13 protein-coding genes, 1 tRNA gene and 1 pseudogene are annotated in these 19,580 nt (G+C 41.8%); 9 read left to right on the forward strand and 6 right to left on the reverse strand.

Features of this window, described 5'->3' with window-relative positions; all coding sequences use genetic code 11:
- Positions 1–13 precede the first annotated feature (13 nt).
- The 7 genes from W03_RS03170 to W03_RS03200 all read left to right on the forward strand — a co-directional run bounded on the left by W03_RS03170 (position 14) and on the right by W03_RS03200 (position 10,754).
- On the forward strand, positions 14–739 hold the full coding sequence (locus W03_RS03170; RefSeq protein ID WP_244071330.1) for an urea amidolyase associated protein UAAP1: 726 nt from the start codon (positions 14–16) through the stop codon (positions 737–739).
- Positions 736–1,404 (forward strand): urea amidolyase associated protein UAAP2, encoded by a 669-nt coding sequence (locus tag W03_RS03175; protein ID WP_244071332.1) that lies wholly within the window; start codon positions 736–738, stop codon positions 1,402–1,404. Before W03_RS03170 ends, W03_RS03175 begins: the two co-directional genes overlap by 4 nt.
- A gap of 60 nt (positions 1,405–1,464) precedes the next feature.
- The gene (gene uca, locus W03_RS03180; protein WP_244071334.1) at positions 1,465–5,088 is read left to right on the forward strand and encodes an urea carboxylase; all 3,624 of its coding nucleotides are present in this window, start codon (positions 1,465–1,467) and stop codon (positions 5,086–5,088) included.
- Positions 5,089–5,577: 489 nt separating this feature from the next.
- Positions 5,578–6,309: a response regulator transcription factor gene (locus tag W03_RS03185; RefSeq protein ID WP_244071335.1), complete on the forward strand. Its 732-nt coding sequence runs from the start codon at positions 5,578–5,580 to the stop codon at positions 6,307–6,309.
- 411 nt (positions 6,310–6,720) lie between these two features.
- Positions 6,721–7,653 (forward strand): multicopper oxidase domain-containing protein, encoded by a 933-nt coding sequence (locus W03_RS03190; RefSeq protein WP_244071336.1) that lies wholly within the window; start codon positions 6,721–6,723, stop codon positions 7,651–7,653.
- Between the two features lie 37 nt (positions 7,654–7,690).
- On the forward strand, positions 7,691–10,438 hold the full coding sequence (locus tag W03_RS03195) for a multicopper oxidase domain-containing protein (protein WP_244071338.1): 2,748 nt from the start codon (positions 7,691–7,693) through the stop codon (positions 10,436–10,438).
- 240 nt (positions 10,439–10,678) lie between these two features.
- A tRNA-Lys gene (locus tag W03_RS03200) sits at positions 10,679–10,754 on the forward strand.
- Between the two features lie 25 nt (positions 10,755–10,779).
- Here W03_RS03200 and W03_RS13445 read toward each other — a convergent pair.
- Positions 10,780–10,992 (reverse strand): annotated as a pseudogene (locus W03_RS13445) (site-specific integrase); the annotation flags it as partial.
- Between the two features lie 76 nt (positions 10,993–11,068).
- The gene (locus W03_RS03205; RefSeq protein WP_244071340.1) at positions 11,069–11,209 is read right to left on the reverse strand and encodes a hypothetical protein; all 141 of its coding nucleotides are present in this window, start codon (positions 11,207–11,209) and stop codon (positions 11,069–11,071) included.
- Positions 11,210–11,423: 214 nt separating this feature from the next.
- Here W03_RS03205 and W03_RS03210 point away from each other — a divergent pair, with 214 nt between their 5' ends.
- Positions 11,424–11,903, forward strand: a complete 480-nt coding sequence (locus W03_RS03210; protein ID WP_244071342.1) for a prepilin-type N-terminal cleavage/methylation domain-containing protein — start codon at positions 11,424–11,426, stop codon at positions 11,901–11,903.
- A gap of 20 nt (positions 11,904–11,923) precedes the next feature.
- Positions 11,924–14,764, forward strand: a complete 2,841-nt coding sequence (locus W03_RS03215; RefSeq protein WP_244071344.1) for an EAL domain-containing protein — start codon at positions 11,924–11,926, stop codon at positions 14,762–14,764.
- Positions 14,765–14,812: 48 nt separating this feature from the next.
- Here the strand turns inward: W03_RS03215 and ubiB are convergent, their stop codons facing one another.
- From ubiB to rodA, 4 genes are all read right to left on the reverse strand, one after another.
- On the reverse strand, positions 14,813–16,327 hold the full coding sequence (gene ubiB / locus W03_RS03220) for a ubiquinone biosynthesis regulatory protein kinase UbiB (RefSeq protein ID WP_244071348.1): 1,515 nt from the start codon (positions 16,325–16,327) through the stop codon (positions 14,813–14,815).
- A 20-nt stretch (positions 16,328–16,347) separates the two neighbouring features.
- The gene (locus tag W03_RS03225; RefSeq protein ID WP_244071349.1) at positions 16,348–16,935 is read right to left on the reverse strand and encodes an SCP2 domain-containing protein; all 588 of its coding nucleotides are present in this window, start codon (positions 16,933–16,935) and stop codon (positions 16,348–16,350) included.
- 528 nt (positions 16,936–17,463) lie between these two features.
- Entirely contained in the window at positions 17,464–18,402 is a 939-nt protein-coding gene (locus W03_RS03230) for a septal ring lytic transglycosylase RlpA family protein (protein ID WP_244071351.1), read from the reverse strand.
- 31 nt (positions 18,403–18,433) lie between these two features.
- Positions 18,434–19,561, reverse strand: coding sequence for a rod shape-determining protein RodA (gene rodA, locus W03_RS03235; protein WP_244071353.1), 1,128 nt, complete (start codon positions 19,559–19,561; stop codon positions 18,434–18,436).
- Positions 19,562–19,580 lie beyond the last annotated feature (19 nt).

Consider the following 19,580-nt stretch of genomic DNA (forward strand, 5'->3'; position numbering starts at 1 on the left):
GGAGAAATTTATTATGAATCAGAAAAATGCATTGATTTGGAAGCAATCCTTGCCTGGCGGGTGCCATTGGTCAGGCGTCATTCGTCGTGATACAACATTGCGGTTGATAGATGTGAACGGTGGCGCCAATGCTGCAGTACTCTTCTACAATCAGGAGGAAAAACTCGAACGCTACAACATGGCGGATACGCTTAAATCGCAGCACACGTTTCGCCTGACCCAGGGACATGCTTGTCATTCCGATATGGGGCGTATTTTTTGCTGTATCACAGCCGACACGGCTGGTTGGAACGATACGGTATGCGGGTTAAGCGATAGTAATCTGATTCAGCAAAAATATGGCACCGCTCGTTATCAAGAACATCGTAACCAAATGTTTCGCAGCGGTTTGGATGGAGTGTTGATCGAATTGGGAAAATGGGGTTTGGGGATGCGCGATGTCGTCTCGAACATCAATTTTTTTAGCAAAGTTACTGCCGACAAAGCGGGTGAATTGATATTCCATCGCAATCATAGCAAAGCAGGCGATTATGTCGAGCTAAGTTTTGTAATGGATACGCTGATGGTATTGTCTACAGCTCCTCATCCTTTGGACCCTAGACAACCCTATCAGCCAGGGGCTGTTGACTTGGAGTTATTTAATACGCCAGCCGAAGCTGCTAATCAATGCTTGCAAATCGCCGAGAATATCCGCGCATTACAAAATGCTAAAAACTTCTATTGTGAGGGTAAGTCATGAAAACTATTGATCTTCATATTAGCCAATTAAACCCCGATCATGCGGTGATTAACGAAATCTGCGCAGCCGGGGAACCCTGGAGCAAAATCGTTAAGCGTGGTCAAATTTTCCGTATCGTTGATTTGGAAGGCAATCAAGCGGTCGATACGTTATTTTTCAATGCGCATCATGCGGTTGAGCGTTATAGCGCTATCCGTACTATCCGTATGCAAAATAATCTATATCTGACGACGGGTAGTAAGCTTTGTTCCAATTTAGGGAACGTGATGCTGACGATCATTGGAGATACTTGCGGACGACACGATACACTAGGTGGGGCATGCGCGGCAGAGAGCAATATGGTACGTTATGCGTTGGAAAAATTTCCGATGCATAGCTGTCGCGATAATTTCTTGCATGCGTTAGCGCATGACTCGGTGTGTGAGCATTTAGGTATGAGCAAGCGGGATATACCCAGTAACATTAATTTTTTCATGAATGTACCTGTTACTGAAGAAGGGGAGCTGGAATTTGTTGATGGGATTTCTGCACCGGGTAAGTATGTTGAAATGCAGGCTGAAATGGATGTGCTGGTATTGATTTCAAATTGTCCGCAACTTAACAATCCTTGTAATGCTTATAATCCGACGCCGATCCGCTTATTAATCTGGGATTCTCCTCAATAAACGGCGCTGGAGTATCGGCTCCATTTTGTAGAGAATTGTCTTTCAGAAAAGGATATCACTATGTTCAATAAAATCCTGATTGCCAATCGCGGTGCTATTGCTTGTCGCATTATCCGTACTTTACGCCGCATGCATATTAAGAGCGTTGCAATCTATACTGAAGCGGATGCCTTATCGCAGCATGTCGGCGCTGCGGATGAAGCCTTTTGCATTGGCAAGGATGTTGCATCGCAAAGCTATTTAAGTACGGATAAAGTTTTGGATATCGCAAAACAAAGTGGTGCTCAAGCGATTCATCCTGGCTACGGTTTTCTCAGTGAAAATGCCGATTTTGCCGAAGCATGCGCCAAACAAGGTATTTGTTTTATTGGGCCTACACCGCAACAAATGCGGGCGTTTGGCTTAAAACATACAGCACGTGCCTTGGCGTTGGAGAACCAAGTGCCATTGTTGCCTGGCTCCGATTTGTTGGAGAGTGTTGAGAGTGCTTGTCAGCAAGCGAGCCACATTGGCTACCCCGTGATGCTGAAAAGTACCGCGGGTGGCGGTGGTATCGGTATGCGTCTGTGTTGGAGCCAGAGCGAATTGGTCGGTGCCTACGAATCGGTCAAGACATTGGCGCAAAACAATTTTAAGGATGCTGGCTTATTTCTGGAAAAATATGTCGAACGGGCGCGCCACATCGAAGTACAAATTTTTGGTGATGGCAAAGGTCAAGTCGTTGCATTGGGGGAGCGCGACTGCTCGATTCAGCGTCGTAATCAAAAAGTGATTGAAGAAACACCTGCACCGAATTTAACGCAAGCCATGCGCCAAGCGTTACAAGATACTGCGGTGCGTTTGGGTAAAGCCGTTCATTATCAGTCTGCGGGTACGGTCGAGTATGTTTTCGATGATGCGAATCAGCAGTTTTATTTTCTCGAAGTCAATACGCGCTTGCAGGTTGAGCATGGTATAACAGAAGAAGTAACCGGCGTTGATCTGGTCGAATGGATGGTACGGCAGGCCGCAGGTGATTTGCCTTCGCTCGATTCGTTTACTATTCAACCCCGTGGTTGTGCGATTCAAGCCCGTGTCTATGCGGAAAACCCCGCAAAAGCATTTCAGCCGTCAACAGGTGTACTTACGGAATCTATTTTTCCTGATAATGCACGAGTGGAAACTTGGGTAGAGCGCGGTATCGAAGTTTCGGCATTTTATGATCCGATGTTGGCGAAAGTGATTGTACACGCTGCCGAACGATCGGCAGCCATCGGTCGACTGCTGACGGCTTTGGATAATACCTCGTTACAGGGTATTGAAACCAACTTGGATTATTTGCGGCAAATTTTGCAGAGTCACGTTTTCCAGGGCGGACAGTTTTCTACACAATTTTTGAATGGATTTCATTATCAGCCACATACCGTTGACGTGATACAGCCCGGTGTGCAAACGACGATTCAAGATTATCCGGGACGTCTTGGATATTGGGATGTTGGTGTGCCACCTTCCGGGCCTATGGATCATTTAGCTTTCCAGCTTGCCAATCGATTGGTCAACAATGAACAAAGATGTGCCGGGCTTGAAATGATTGTAGCCGGACCGACATTGCATTTTAATTGTGATAGTGTCATTGCGGTTTGTGGCGCTACGATGGAGATGTTTCTCGATGGCAAACCATTGGAGCTATGGCAATCGCATACTGTCAAAGCCGGATCAGAGTTACGATTTGGGAAAATTACTCAAACTGGTAGTCGCACTTACCTTGCTGTTCAGGGTGGTTTTCAAGTACCCGATTATCTTGACAGTAAGTCTACATTTACGCTAGGCCAATTTGGCGGGCATGCAGGGCGAGCACTGCGGCTTGGTGATGTACTGCATGTTCGCGCGCTCGAATCTTTGCAGGCATTTATTCCTCAACGCATAGCGCAGCAGTTTATTCCACGTTATGGTGATCATTGGGATATTTACGTGTTGTATGGCCCACATGGTGCGTCAGATTTTTTTACTGCAGACGATATAACACAATTTTTCTCGACTGATTGGAAAGTACACCATAACTCCAGTCGTACTGGGGTGCGATTGATTGGCCCAAAACCCCAGTGGGCTAGAGCCGATGGCGGCGAGGCTGGTTTGCATCCTTCCAATATCCATGATAATGCCTATGCTATTGGTGCGGTCGACTTTACCGGTGACATGCCCATCATCCTGGGGCCGGATGGCCCGAGTTTAGGGGGGTTTGTATGTCCGGTTACGATCGTTCATGCGGAGTTGTGGAAAATTGGGCAACTCAGGCCCGGTGACCGGATTCGTTTTCATCCCCTCACATTGGAACAAGCGCTTGCACTACAAAGTCGACAAGATCAATCCATCGAGTTGTTGCAACCGAATCTGGAGTCGCCTGCTTCCACATCGCTTTCGAATCTGGGAAGCCCTATTCTGCATAGTATTCCTGGGGAAGATATACAAATTCCGGTAACTTATCGCCAATCAGGTGATCGTTATATATTGATCGAATATGGAGATGCCGTTCTTGACCTGAGCTTGCGTTTTCGTGTCCATATACTGATGATTGCACTACAACAGGCAATCGAGCAAAAAAAGTTATCCGGTATCGTTGATATGACACCGGGTATTCGTTCATTACAGATTCATTTTGATCCACGTATTCTTCTTCGCGAGCAATTGTTAGATTTTTTAGCGCAAACTGAAAATCAATTGCCAGCGGTTGAAACGATGGAGATACCATCCCGTATCGTGCATTTGCCATTATCTTGGGACGATAGTGCAACGCGGTTGGCTATTGAAAAATACATGCAATTGGTACGCCATGATGCACCCTGGTGTCCCAGTAATATTGAATTTATCCGCCGCATGAATGGCTTGAATAGCGTCGATGAGGTAAAACAGATTGTATATCAAGCAAGTTATCTGGTAATGGGACTAGGGGATGTTTATCTTGGAGCGCCAGTTGCGACTCCTCTGGATCCACGCCATCGTTTGGTGACAACAAAATATAACCCGGCGCGTACTTGGACGCCGGAAAATGCGGTTGGAATTGGCGGTGCATATCTATGTATCTATGGTATGGAAGGCCCTGGAGGATACCAATTTGTCGGGCGTACGGTGCCAGTATGGAACCGCTATCATCAAAGCGTGGATTTTAAAGAAGGTAAGCCTTGGTTACTGCGTTTTTTTGACCAGATACGTTTTTATCCAGTCAATGAAGATGAATTACTGACGCTACGTAAAGACCTCTTGACCGGACGTTTTCAATTGCGGATAGAAGAGTCGACATTCAATCTGAAACACTATCATGCTTATCTGCAACAACATGCGGCCGAAATTACTGCGTTCAAAGCGAAACAACAAGCTGCGTTTGATGCTGAACGCCAGAGTTGGAAAATATCTGAACGATCTGCTGCAATGGATGAAGACATGCTCGATTCGGATTCTTTCCAAACGGAATTGAGCTTGCCTGAAGGCGTGCAAGAGATTTGCGCGCATATCACCGGTGTGATGTGGAAATTGTTCGTACAGGAAGGTAGTTCGGTTAAGCAAGGAGACGTTGTCGCTATTATTGAATCGATGAAAATGGAATTTTCAATAGAATCACCAATTAATGGAACTGTTGTCAAGGTTTTTGCAGGGCAAGGCAATACCGTGTCAACAGGACAAGCTTTAGTATGGATTTCTAAAGAATGAGCTATAACGTTATTCAACAGCATTTTGAAGCAAGATGGGAATTTTTTCTGCCGACCTACCCTTCTTTTTAGAACTAAAATTGTTCTAAAACCAATCTATTAAAGAGATCAATCAATGCTCTGTTGCAGGCGACGGGGCATTTTATTTGAAACAGAGTTTCTCATTAAGCAGCTTTTTACAAATAAATATCTTTATAATCACTATCAACTGTGTTTAAGAATCGTAATATCTTACCTTTGAAGGTCTTGATAACTATTGATTTTATGGAATAAATAGCACTTTTTGCTTGTAAGGCGAGCTGGGTAAGATTGTCTCTGATAGATTTAATGAAGCGGCAGTAATTTGCTTCGTTACTTCGTTACTCGTTAGCTTATTCTTTGCTTTTTCTGTTGCTGCGGTATTGATAAGGTGCTATTTTAAAAATAAATGGCTCAAATAATAATAATTTGAACCTAGTATCTGGTTTTATTAATTGATCCTAGAGTCATAATGAATAAGCAATTTTCTAACGAAATTAGTGTACTGGTTGCAGAAAGTTTTGAGCTGATACGGCTTGGCTTTCGTTCATTATTTAGGGATCATGCCTCAGTACGATTAATTGCCGAAACAGATTGCATAGAAGATATAGTAGGTTTGACGCTACAGCACCGACCAAATGTGATTTTGTTTGATTTACAATTAAATAATGGTGATTGTATTGATTACATCGCTAAATTATTAAGTACCTGTCCACAAAGTAAAGTGTTGATCTTATCGAATAACCACTGTGAGCAAATTTATTTGCAAACATTTCGATTGGGAGCGGCGGGCATTATCGACAAACATCATACCGCCAGACTGTTCTTCAAAGCGATATATAGCATTCATGCGGGAAAAGTATGGTTTGATCGAGAAATTATGGATCTGCTTTGGCAAGCGCAGTTTAATAACCATCAAGCTCCAAAAGCACCTGTTCATGCTGATTCTACCGAACTGGATCGACTGAAGCTAAGTGAGAGTGAGCGGAATATTGCTTACCTTGCTTGCAAAGGCTTATCTGCTAAAGAAATGAGCACACAACTCCATATATCAGAAAAAACCATTAGAAACCAATTATCTATAATTTATAGAAAAATCGGTGTCAAAAAGCAAGTCGAGTTATGCTTAAAAGCGCCACATTATAACTACTTCAATATTCCCTGCGCATCCGGGACAAATTACCCAGAAATTCCTGACAAATAACCCGTTCTGCGAGACATTCTCGGGACAAATTCCTAAGAAATACTGGCATCACTATCGGGATAATTCACATCTATTTTCCTGATAATCGCTTTGATAAGATCGTTTCTTCGCTTAACTGAATAGATTAAACAGCTAGCGTATTTTTTGCTGCGGTTTATTTATTCCAAAGCGAATTTCCGAGAAGTTTAGGCCATAGAAATAATGCTTGTGTCAAAAAACTAAAATATTCTCTTGACTTTTACTGGCTCGATACACTTTTTACAAAAATAGGAGGGAAAGTAAGAAATGTTTATTAGATTAGATCAATGACATAAAAGCTTTGGCTTCTCTGAAGATTCAGGTGTTATATCGTATGCGTCATACCAGGTCATCGCAGTCATGGCGTCATTGTTTTTGTTCTGCACATTGTATATGGCATATAAATCTCTATTAAAACAATTGTTTATCGCATTATTTGCGGGATTGGTTTTGTCATTTCTGATTTCTGGAAAAAGTATTGCGGCGAATCATGAAATTCAATTATCAGCGGAAGAAACGCGCGATGATGGGTTTGGCAATAAGCTGCTGGCATACAAGATGGAAAAACATATACGTGATAACAAGGATATTACCGATCGGTACAGTCGTGATGCCACCATTCCAGGACCTACCATAGAGTTGACCGAAGGCGATACAGTCAACATATCGATTAAAAATGAAATTCCCGATAATGGAACACCGGTACCGGGAGTCAGTAAACAGGTCAGTATACATGTGCACGGCGTTCACTATAAGATTACCAGCGATGGTACGCTCAAAGTCATCAATATGGAGAAGGACGAAGGGTCCGGGGCTGGATTGGCAGAAACCCATATTGTTTATGATTACGAGTGGAATGTTGCAGTGGGAACCGCTGGTACATGGGCATACCACGATCATAACTTTGAAACGCATAATGGGTCAGAACATAGAGGTCTGTTTGGAGCAATTATTGTAAATCCTATTAGCGCTCCAAGCTATGCCAAAGAATATGTGTTGTATTTGGGAGATGACGCTTTCTGGGGTATGGAAATCGATGGCAGCTCCAAAAAGCAATCGCAACACGGCCCTAATCCGACCTTGTCTGCGCAGGGAAATACGGATGTCCGATTCCACTTAATCGCTTTAGGCACGGATTTTCATACTTTCAAACTCAATGGTTATCAATGGACTGATCCAGGAACCAATAATCGTATCAACACAGTAGCAATTGGCCCACTCGAGAAGCACGTATTTAGCATAAAAGCTAAGCACAGCGCTCAGTATGAGGATAAGAATCTTTCTAACAAACTACTGGGTATGCGGGGTGAATTCAATGTTCAATAAACGCGAAAACATTCTCATAGGTGATAAGGATAACAATATGAATAGCAGAGAAATTTTCAACTTAAAAGAGCCCGTTAGGCGATTAATGATATGCATTGTGATTGCGGCGACATTATTGACCTCATCCATGGTATTCGCGGCTGTTCATAATGTGACACTGACCGCTAAAGCATTACCGAACGGTCAATTGGGTTATGCTTTAGGTGACAACGAAGCAGCGATCCCAGGGCCCACGTTATTTGTGAGAGAAGGGGATACAATCAGCGTAACACTCAATAACAATACAAAAACAAGCGTAGGGTTTAAGATTCCGGGCCTACAGCAAAGCTCTGCTAAAGTTAAGCCAGGTCAATCCAAAAACTATAGCATTCAAGCAAAAAAAGTTGGTACTTACGCATACCATGGCAATATGGATGGTAAGGAATTACTGGGTTTGTTTGGTGCGTTGATAGTTGAAAAGGTAAATGGTCCGGTTGATCGCTTCATAGAAGCGAATGGTAATGTCACTCCTGTTATGCAATCCGATATCACCAAGCAATTTGTTTTATTCATGGTGGGGTCGACTTTCTGGGGAACTGAAATAGCAAGTGACGGCACACAAAAACCACTGTGGGCCAATCCACATCCGGGTGCAGCTGTAAACGATATTGTGCGTTTTCATATTCTTTCAGTAGGTCCTGGACATACATTTCATTTGCATGCACATCGCTGGCTTAAAACCGACGCAAATCAAGTAATTGATACCAAATTACTGACAGAAGGCTCGGATACTCATTCCTTTACCGTTAAAGCTGGAACTGGTGTGGGTGCTGGAAATTGGCAATATCACTGTCATCTGATTGCGCACATGGAAGCAGGCATGCATGGCAGTTTTATAGTGGGCGGAGATGGCGCTAGCGTTGTCGGTGCATCGCCCTATGGCGGCATATTGTTGGGGCCGAGACAGAGCGAGCTTGGCTTAGTTACTTTTGAAATTAGCGATGAACCGGCCAGTTGGTTTAGAAGTGCGCGTGGCGATTCAATTGTTGAGCTTAGTAAGCCGAGTGCAGAAGGTTCTCCTCTTAAAGGTGCGGATATTAAAACCAAATCCTTAGAAGTGATTGCTCCGGGCAGTAGTGTCAACTTTATCATGTCCGATACCAATGGTGTGCACACCATCAGCTCGCTGTTATGGCCGACCGGTGCGCAGCATATGCCTTTCGATCAAACCAGCGCATATCGTGGCGGTGGGTTCGTTACATTGGATACGCCTGGGTTGTATGTATTTACCTGCAAAGTGCATCCATACATGTTTGGTGCAGTTATCGTGGATGATCCAAGCACTACTGGTGGACTTGATTTAGGTGATTCTCGAAGCAACTACACCATTGATTTGGTCACAGGCATTAAAAACTTGCCTACCAGTAGCGATTTGGCGGTGCGACTACTCAAGACATTTTTCATCGCAACTGCACCTGACAATTGGCAAGATTATTCATCCGGCCAGTGGAACGTAAAGTATCCTAATTTGCCGTTGCTTACTACGAAAGGATCTGTCAACTTATCAACGATTAATATAGACAGGCAAACACTTTCTTTAGGATCGGCGCCAGAAAAATTCGGTGTAGGGGAAGTATGGGTCAATACGCAATTCGAGAAAACGGCTGGTAAGTATAAACCAGGAACATCTACCGTAGTCGACGCTAGTACTTGGACAGTCAAACGGAAAGTTGCGTTACCGCAAATCAACAACAATAATCCGCATAACATGTGGTCAAATCGGGATCAGTCCGTGATTTATCAAACGCAGTGGTTTGATAATAAATTTTCGATGATTAATCGTGAAACCGGTGAACTCATCAAAAACATTACGGTAGGTTATTCACCTTCGCATGTTATGACATTACCAACCAACGATGATATCACGATTGCAATCAATGGAGAAAATGGCGTTTCGGTGATTCCAGCTGGAACAACGGATGTGACCAAAATGATGCCGACGCAGGCGCAAGGGCATATTTCTGCCAATCCGCACGGTCATTGGATCAGTGCCGATGGCTCAAAAATTGTAACTCCCAACATCAATACCAGCGACATCGGTATCTATAAATCTGAAGGTGGCATACTTGCTCGTACACCAACTGGAAATAATGCGCCGGGTGCTCATCCGATTGCTATTGGCATGATGCCGGATTCTAGCAAAATCTATGCAGCCAATCTGCTGCATCACACATTGACGGTATTGAATGGGGAAACGGGTGCTTTGATTAAAACCATCGATTTGATTGCTGACTATGATCCGATAAGTGGGGATTTTAAAGATAATGATGGAAATGGCGATCCGGAAGCTTATGGCATACTGCCTATTCAGTCGCCTGTTTCTCCGGATGGTAAAGCCGTAGTGATTGCCTCAACAGGTGGACAGATCGTCATTGTCGATACGAAGACTGACAAAATTGTCAAATCACTACCTTGTGATCCGGGTTGCCACGGTGCAAATTTTGGTGCTAAGAAGGATGGCGGATACTATGCCTATGTCACGACCAAATTTGGTAACAGGCTCACAGTAGTGGATATCGATCCGGACGGTAATGGCGATATTAGCGATGCCAAAATAGCCGGTTATGTGTCATTGGTGGACACTGCCAGCACTGCCAAGGATGACAGTATAAGCGGCTTGCCAGGATTTGGCGGCCAAGGTGTTTTGGCTATACCTATTGTTTACAATGGCTGGGTACAAAACCTTCCAGATGTTTGGAAAGATGTATTGACAAATAAACAGAAAGATCCATGGGTCAGTAATTAGTTAGTTTAAATTTACTATAAGAATAATTGTTTTCCTAATCACGGCTACCAAAAAATTTTACTGGTAGCCGTTTTTATTCTGATTTGAACGCTATTTGCTGTAAAAAATCACCAATATATTTATTATTGATGATTACTTTTATACAATCGATTTGGTTTCTTTAATTTAAAGTTTTATATCTAGTTTGCGGCGCCACTTCATATCGCTCGTTAGATCAGGTATAATCTCGCACTTTGATTTGGGTCGTTAGCTCAGTCGGTAGAGCAGCGGACTTTTAATCCGTTGGTCGGCAGTTCGAATCTGCCACGACCTACCAAATAGAATAAGGGGTTAGTTAAACACTAACTCCTTTTTTCTTTTTGAACGTGACAAAAACGTGACAGATTCACAACATTCCCGCCACGTCCATCCTCGACTCTAGCCGCTGCAATCCGTAAATGCTCAGTAGCATACTTCGCGTAGCGATCCACCATGATCCTGGATTTCCAGTCGCCTAAAACCTTCAATTCATCGCAGCATGTGCCAGCCTGACGATGCCATGAGGCCCAAGTATGTGTAACGCGCCGCGCTATTTGGGACTGTTTTTCGTTTTATTTGGTACTGGGGATTTACTGATTTAACGGTTAATTTTTAAAAATTTCTGATAATCAATTCGCTGCGCTTTGCTCTTTTATCACCACCACCAACCGTATAGAAAACTTCCGCTGTATTAATAGTCAGTCCATCGAATGCTTCATGCATTTCTGGGATGTCGTTTACTGAAATAATCATGCTTCCTTTGATGGATTTAGCCAACTCTGCCAATTTGGTGGTATTGATCTAACCCGAACTCGACGCCATAGCCCTCTGTGCCGTAATACGGCGGATCGCAATAAAATAACGTGTGATCCCGATACGCACTCCTGCCATGCAAGATGCTTTCAAGCGTTTCAAATTTTGGTCGTTATAATAATTTCCCCCGAGTGCCTACATCTTATAAGAGGTTATGAGCAGATTGAAGGTTAATTTTCATTTTCAGCGAGCTTTTACGCTGATTGAATTGCTAATTGTTATGGCAATCATCAGTGTTCTTGCTGTCGTTGCTGTGCCTGTTTATAGCGACTATATAGATCGTGCTAGGGCCGTGCAGGCAATTACAGACATCAGCGCTATTGCAAAAAGCTTAGTTATTTATCAAATGAGTGTTGGGAAGCTTCCCGCTACTTTAGTCGAGGTTGGCGCACAAGGTTATTTAGATCCTTGGAAAAATCCGTATCAATACCTCAATCTATCGGATCCAAGCGATAAAAACTCAAAAGGTAAGGCACGTAAAGATCATAATTTAGTTCCGATCAATTCGGATTTTGATCTATATAGCATGGGGAAAGATGGAAGAAGTGTTTCTCCATTAACCGCTAAAGCAAGTCGGGATGATATTGTGCGTGCTAATAATGGACGCTATGTCGGATTGGCATCCGAGTACTAATCCTTTCTCCTTTCTGTACCATGCAATTCGACAAGAGCTTCCTGCGTAGTAAAGTTGCCCGAAGAATGTTGGGTTTTTTTCTGCTGGCTGCCTTTATTCCGATTTTATTATTAGCTTATTTGTCTTATTCGGAATCGACTCAATTTTTGGTTAAGCAAACAAATATTCGCTTAGATGCAGCCAGTGATGTTTATAAGAAATCTATTTATGAAAAACTCTTGTTGGCAGATCAACTGCTTTACGATGTAATACAACGCTCTTCTGAATACGAATGGCCAAGCGATATAGAAGAACAACTGAGTAAAAGATTTAGTGGTTTAGGGATATTACAGCTAGATGGCAGCATGACTTCCATATTCGGAAATGCAGCAAAATCACCGCAATTGAGTGATATTGCCAAAAAGCATTTATATAGTAATCAACCGCTATTGTTGACGCAATTTAACGGTGATGAAGCCCGTGTGTTGATACTTTATGCACGAAACTATTCGTCTCCTGATAAGGGAATTGTGATTGCACAACTTAATTCGGAATATCTTTGGGGACAAGCAGATGTTTTTGCTATGGATGTAAATTTGTGTGTGTATAACGAAGATTATCTCAAAATGTTTTGCACGCAGTCGCAAATTTATCCGCCTAAAAAGAAAATCCAGGATGAAGCGCATTCCGTCAAAGGTAATTTTTTATGGAATGAAGATCGAATAAAATATTTTGCCAATTATCATGAGGTTTTTCTGCAAGCTAAATTTCTAACACCTCGTTGGCTGGTGATTGCAACACAACCTGAAATAGATGCTTTGGATTCGCTGAAGAAATTCAATACAATTTTTTGGGGTAGTGTGATTTTCACGGTACTTTTGATTCTGTTGATCAGTATGGTTCAAATTCGCCGTGTTCTGATTCCACTCGAAAAATTGGTTGATGGTATACATCGACTGGAAAGTCGCGATTTCAATACAAAAATCCCTATAACCAGTAGCGATGAATTTGGTGAATTATCAAAATCTTTCAATGCGATGAGTGAAAAATTGGGAGATCAATTTCAGACGCTTTCAGCACTCTCAGAAATTGATCGTGAGATTTTATCGTCGCTAAGTATTGATAAAATTGTTCATGCTGTACTGGTTCATTTACAAAAAGTAATGCATGGATGCACCGTCAATATTTCAATTATTAATGACAGTTCAACGGATAGTGTGGATGTTTATGGTATTGATAATAAGGGGGAATTGTTGACTCTGCAGCGACAGGGTTTGCCAAGTAGCATCAAGCACCTTCCTGCACAGAAACCGAAAGGAAATTGGTTTATAAGAGAAATGATTCCTTTCCTCGGTGATGCTGAAAAAATAAATACAGCTGCAGCGAAACAATTTGTATTGCCACTTATTTGGAAAGATCAAACATTAGGTTATCTAATGTTATTGATTCCATTAGAGAGTGAGCAGGATATGAATAATAAAGAATTTGTGCAAGATTACGCAGATCGGGTTGCTGTTGCTTTGTTCACAAAAAAACGTGAACTAATGCTGATACAACAAGCTCGCATTGATGCTTTGACCGGATTACCGAATCGATTGCTTTTTATTGAGCAGTTACAAAAAGAACTAGCACAGGCTGAGCTTGCACATCAAAAATTGGCGGTGCTTTATATCGATCTTGATCACTTTAAAAAAGTAAACGATAGTTTTGGTCATTCTACCGGAGACCAATTATTATGCGATGCCGCAAAAAGATTGCAAGACAGTATCCGAGGAACCGATACGGTTGCAAGGTTGGGCGGAGATGAATTCGCAATTATTGTTCCTCAGTTAAATTCTACACATCAAGCTAGCAATATTGCTACCCAAGCCATCAATACTTTGTCAACACCTTTTGTAATTCATGGTGAAGAAAATATTGTTGCAGCAAGCATCGGTATTGCTATATATCCACACGATGGCGAGGGTGTTACTGATTTGATGCGTAATTCGGATATCGCTATGTATCGAGCCAAAGAAAAGAATGGAAAACAATATGTTTTCTTTGAGGAAAGCATGAATGCTGAAGTTGTTAACAGGGCTACGATTGAAAGGGAGCTTAGGCGTGCCATCTCAGAGCGCCAATTTGTTTTGCACTATCAACCGCAAATTGATCCTGAAACCAATATCATTCATGGGGTTGAGGCGCTAGTACGATGGCAACATCCTGAAAAGGGCCTTCTTTTGCCAGGATACTTTATCGGGATTGCTGAAGATTCTGGGTTAATTGCAGAAATAGGTCAAATCGTATTGACTGATGCTTGCGCACAGTATTGTATCTGGCGAAACGAAGGGATTCTCTTGGATTATGTGGCTGTTAATGTTTCGGTTAAGCAATTTCGCCATAAAAATTTTTTACAACAAGTAAAAACTGTGTTGAGAAATCATGCGATCCCTGCGCACTGTCTGGAGTTGGAAATTACTGAAAGTGTTCTAATGAATGACGAGCAACAAGTCCCTGAAGTATTGGAGAAATTGAAAGCATTGGGAGTTCAGCTTTCTATTGACGATTTTGGTACCGGATATTCCTCAATGTCTTATTTGGAGCGACTACCTTTTGATACATTAAAGATTGATCAATCATTTGTCAGTAAAATTGATAAACATGCCAAAGGGGGAGTTATAGCCGGAACGATTGCAGCAATGGCGCATGCGCTCGGGAAAAAAATTGTAGCAGAAGGCGTTGAAACACAAGCACAATTAGATTTCTTAAGGAGTCATCGTTGCGAGCTCATTCAAGGTTATTTTTTTAGCCAACCTTTGCCAGCTTACGAATTTTCTGAATTGTTTAGGAATCAAAATTATTCTATAAAATTCGGTCGCTTGTTTGAGTCTTCTCGGTAATTTAGGTATGTTGTAGGAAGAGTTATTTAGGATAATAACGAGTGTTATTCATTGGGTGAGGAACCACCCGAATAGCGTGATGAGCATGATCGCAATAATAATCAGAAAACGATTCTTTCGTTTTTCTTCAGCTATCAAATTATCTATTTTCTTTTCCAAAGTATGATTGCGATTTTCGGTTAGAATTTGGTGTATTAGTCGAGGAAATTCCGGAAAGATAACTGCCCAGTTGGGTGCTTCTTTTTGTATGCGACTGGTTAAACCACTAAATCCGATTTGTTCTGCCATCCAACGCTCCAAGAACGGTTTGGCAGTTTTCCAGAGATCAAGATTGGGATCGAGATCGCGCCCAAGTCCTTCGATATTCAATAATGTCTTTTGCAATAACACCAATTGTGGTTGGATTTCAACGTTAAATTGTCTCGAGGCCTGAAATAGCTGGAACAGTACACGACCAAATGAAATTTCTTTCAGTGGTTTATCAAAAATAGGCTCGCATACAGCACGGATTGCCGCTTCAAAATCATCTACACGGGTATTTTTTGGTGCCCAACCAGCTTCGATGTGAGCTTGTGCAACTCGACCGTAATCACGGCGGAAAAAAGCCAAGAAATTTTGCGCCAGATAATTTTTGTCCTGATCGCTCAATGTACCCATAATACCAAAATCTACCGCGATGTACCGCCCATCAGGGCCGACAAAAATATTTCCGGGGTGCATATCTGCATGGAAATAGCCATCTCGAAATACTTGTGTAAAGAAGATTTCTACTCCCATGCGCGCGAGTTGAGGAATATCAGTGCCTTGCTTTTGTAATTGATCAACATGACTGATTGGAATGCCTTTCATCCGTTCCATTACCATTACACTATTGCGACAGTAATCCCAGTAAACTTCAGGTACCATTAATAGCGGAGAATTCATAAAGTTGCGCCGTAATTGACTGCAGTTGGACGCTTCGCGCATCAAATCTAATTCTACATCCAAATGTCTTGCGAATTCTGAAACTACTTGGCGCAGTTTTAACCTTTTTCCATCAGCCCAAAGCGCTTCAGCTAACCAAGCCCCTGTATCCATAAGGGCAATATCGTGATTAATGATGGGTGCCAAATTTGGACGTAATATTTTTACCGCTACTTCGGTGCCGTCGTGTAATTCTGCAAAGTGCACTTGAGCAACAGATGCGCTGGCAGTTGGTGTCAGGTTAAACTTGAAAAAAACTTCATGAACTTTTTTTCCATATTCATGCTCAAGTATTTTGATTACTAGATTTGAAGAAAAAGGCGGAACTTGATCCTGTAGTTTTGCCAATTCATCGGCGATATCTTGCGGTAGCAGATCGCGTCTGGTTGAGAGCATTTGACCGAATTTAACAAAAATAGGTCCCAATGCTTCCAAAGAAAGCCGTAATCGTTCTCCGCGTGGTCGATGTAGTTTTCTCCAAGGAGTAATCTTTCTAATGAGTTGCTGCAAATGCTTAAGCTTGTTGTGACCTAATGCAAATTCATCTAATCCATGTTGGAAAGCAACACGGAGTATTTTAAAAAGTCGGAATAAGCGCATGAAATTAGATAAAAGAGACGCTAAGAATCTCTTTGTAATAGTTGATTGATACGTGATTCCATTTGATCAGTGCTATTCTTCAGTTCATTGGTTTCTTGAGAAAAAATATTAAAATCTGCTGATTTTATGAACAAATTTTTCTCTTCAGTACAAAATTCAAAGAATGATTGTGTGATTCGCCTGCAGTTATTTTGATGCCATTGATGTAATAAATGGTTGGATTGCATAATGCGATGCGTAGGAATATCACCAATTATCTTACTGAGTTCATGCGCCAAAACATATTCAATGTTAACTTGTTGGATAATAGTAATGATTTCACCGCCAAGAATATGATTACCAGAGATTTTTATAATTTCTGAAGCATTATTGTTTGGTATCAATAACTGAGGTAGTTTCCATGATGGGATAGAGAGGGTGGTATCGATTTTGTGATAATTGCCTGTGGAACGAAATTTGCCTTCTTCAGTAATACACAGCGTAAATTCTATGATGGGAAGTATTTGTACACAGACAATTCGACCCGAATAACACTTTAATTGTTCACGAATTTGAATTTTATGGTCGAGAACATGATTGATCGGATCGGTTGCAAGTGATGTTAGCATTTGTAGTTAGTGTTTTTATACTATGCACTTAAAATAAGTCATTACGCTTGGGTTTCTTAGTGTAAATAGAATTTATAATAATTTAAAGATTAGCGGAATTGTATCTAAAATTTCGTAGGATTCTGATCAATTGGGTTGTTTAGTCACAAATAGCTCTCTTTGCCAAGCGAGTATAACACTTTAGTTCGATGCAATAACACAAGACTCTGTCGTCAAGTTAGGACCGTTTTTTATGTTGAAATAAATAGATTGATCATATTGGTAATTGTGGGAAAACTCACATTGATTAGTTGAATATAAGGGTATATTTCATTTCTGTTTTCATCTTCAAAACATCAGGTAAGTATTATAGTAGAGTCAGTTATCGCAGTGGTTCTGAGGTGAAAACCGCAGGGCAAGAATCGAAATGTGAAAATGTAGGAATGCTTGCTAAGGAAGGTGATTCGCATGATTCGGTAAGCCGCGATAAATGGTTTTATGACGAGGCCCTTTAATCCCTATTGCTTGCAATAGGGATTTTTTTTTCAATTAGTCATAAACCAGGATGGGCTTTATCGCAAGTTCCTGTCGGATTGAAGATGCAATACGTTCTGCATGGGATGAATCGGAATAAGGGCCGGCGTGTATTTTATGTAAGCCACCATGTTCGATTACCCGTATTGGGTCTTGAAACCAGGCTAGCCTGTCTTTTACGTGTGCCATGAAGTAGTGTGCATTTCCTTGTGAACCAAATGCACCGAGTTGCACGTATATTTTGTTTAGAACTGGTGAGGTGGCCGTATTACCCGGTACAATAGTAAGATTACCTATTTCTTTTTGTTGGCGTGGAGTGACTAAGGGTTTGAATGTGGTTGCTTGGCCGGATAAATGATATTGCGTCGGTAAAATAGTTTCAACTTCAACTTGGCCGCTACCATTACTGAGTACTCCTAGTTTGTAAGCAGCCGTATAAGAGAGATCGATAAGACGATTCCCTAAAAAAGGTCCTCGATCATTGATACGTACAATCACGGAACGACCATTTTCAACGCTGGTGATGCGTGCATAACTAGGTATTGGTAAAGTTGGATGAGCAGCCGTCATGGCATACATATCATAAGGCTCACCCGATGCGGTGCGGCTACCGTGATAGCGGCGTCCATACCACGATGCTACCCCACGTTCTTTATAGTATTGCAATTCGGTCATGGGCCGGAAATGCTTGCCTAATGCGAAATAGGGCCGCATATTTGCAGTACGTAGAGGTTCAGTTTTAGGTATTGCATCTGGAACTAAATGCAAATTTGGTGGTGGATTGTCGTCTGGGCCATCGTTTAAATAATATCCTCCTCCTTTTTTTGTGATATTCGAATTTATTATCGAACCACTTGGTTTTTGATTGATTAAATGATTGCTTGGAGTGTTACTACACGCTGTTAGCAACGCTACCATGAAGGCTATCCAGTAATATACGGACGGAAGATTCATGATGTTTTATCACCCTCCCAAAAACCATTGGTCATGTTCTAATGAATTTAGGACGAGTATGAATACTCATTAGAATACCAAATCCAATTAACATAGTTACCATAGATGTACCTCCATAGCTGATTAATGGCAGTGGCACGCCAACAACGGGAAGAATGCCACTGACCATACCCATATTGACAAAAATATAAGTAAAAAAAGTTAAGGTAATTGAACCGGCAATCAGGCGATTGAATTGAGAGGAAGCACTGGCAGTGATCACAACGCAACGCCCGATAATGATTAAGTACAACAATAGCAGAAGGGTGTTACCCATTAATCCGAATTCCTCGGAAAAAACAGCAAAAATAAAATCTGTACTTTGTTCTGGTAGAAAATCTAAATGTGTTTGCGTACCATTCTGCCATCCTTTTCCCGCAATTCCGCCAGAGCCGATAGCGATAGAGGATTGAATGATATGATAACCGGCCCCAAGCGGATCCTGTGTCGGATCGAGTAGTGTCATCACGCGCTGACGTTGATAGTCGTGCATCATTCCCCAAAGTATCGGCAAAGAAGCAGTTCCTAATGCAGTTAAGCCAATAATAATGCGCCAAGATAGCCCTGCGAAGAATAATACATAGAATCCACTTGCAGCAATCAACAAAGCTGTTCCTAAGTCAGGTTGCTTTAAAATAAGCAGTACAGGAATAATCAGTAGAAACGTTGCTCCGATATAGTCCCTTAAACGTAAGGTAATTTCATGCTTATCAAAATACCAAGCCATCATCAGAGGAATCGCAATTTTCATCAGCTCTGAAGGTTGAATTCGGGTAATGCCAATGTTTAACCAGCGTCGTGCGCCGTTATAGATTTCACCAAATAATGCAACGCCGATGAGTAATGCAAGCCCGATCAAATAAATCGGTAAAGCGATACGTTTTATTTGTTGCATGGAAGTATTGGCAATTACCCACATGAGTATGAGAGCAATCGCAATATTAATCGCTTGACTATTGACTTTGCCGATATTTCCACCACTTGCGCTATACAAGACCATTAAGCCTACACCCATTAACACCAAAATGAAGGTCAATAGGAAACCATCAATATGTCGCGTAAAATAATACCAAATCTTTCCGATATCAATCTTATTCTGGGTGAGCTTCTTACTATTCATGATGAAATGACACAGCGTA

It is taken from the genome of Nitrosomonas sp. PY1 (assembly GCF_022836435.1).
Taxonomy (GTDB): domain Bacteria; phylum Pseudomonadota; class Gammaproteobacteria; order Burkholderiales; family Nitrosomonadaceae; genus Nitrosomonas.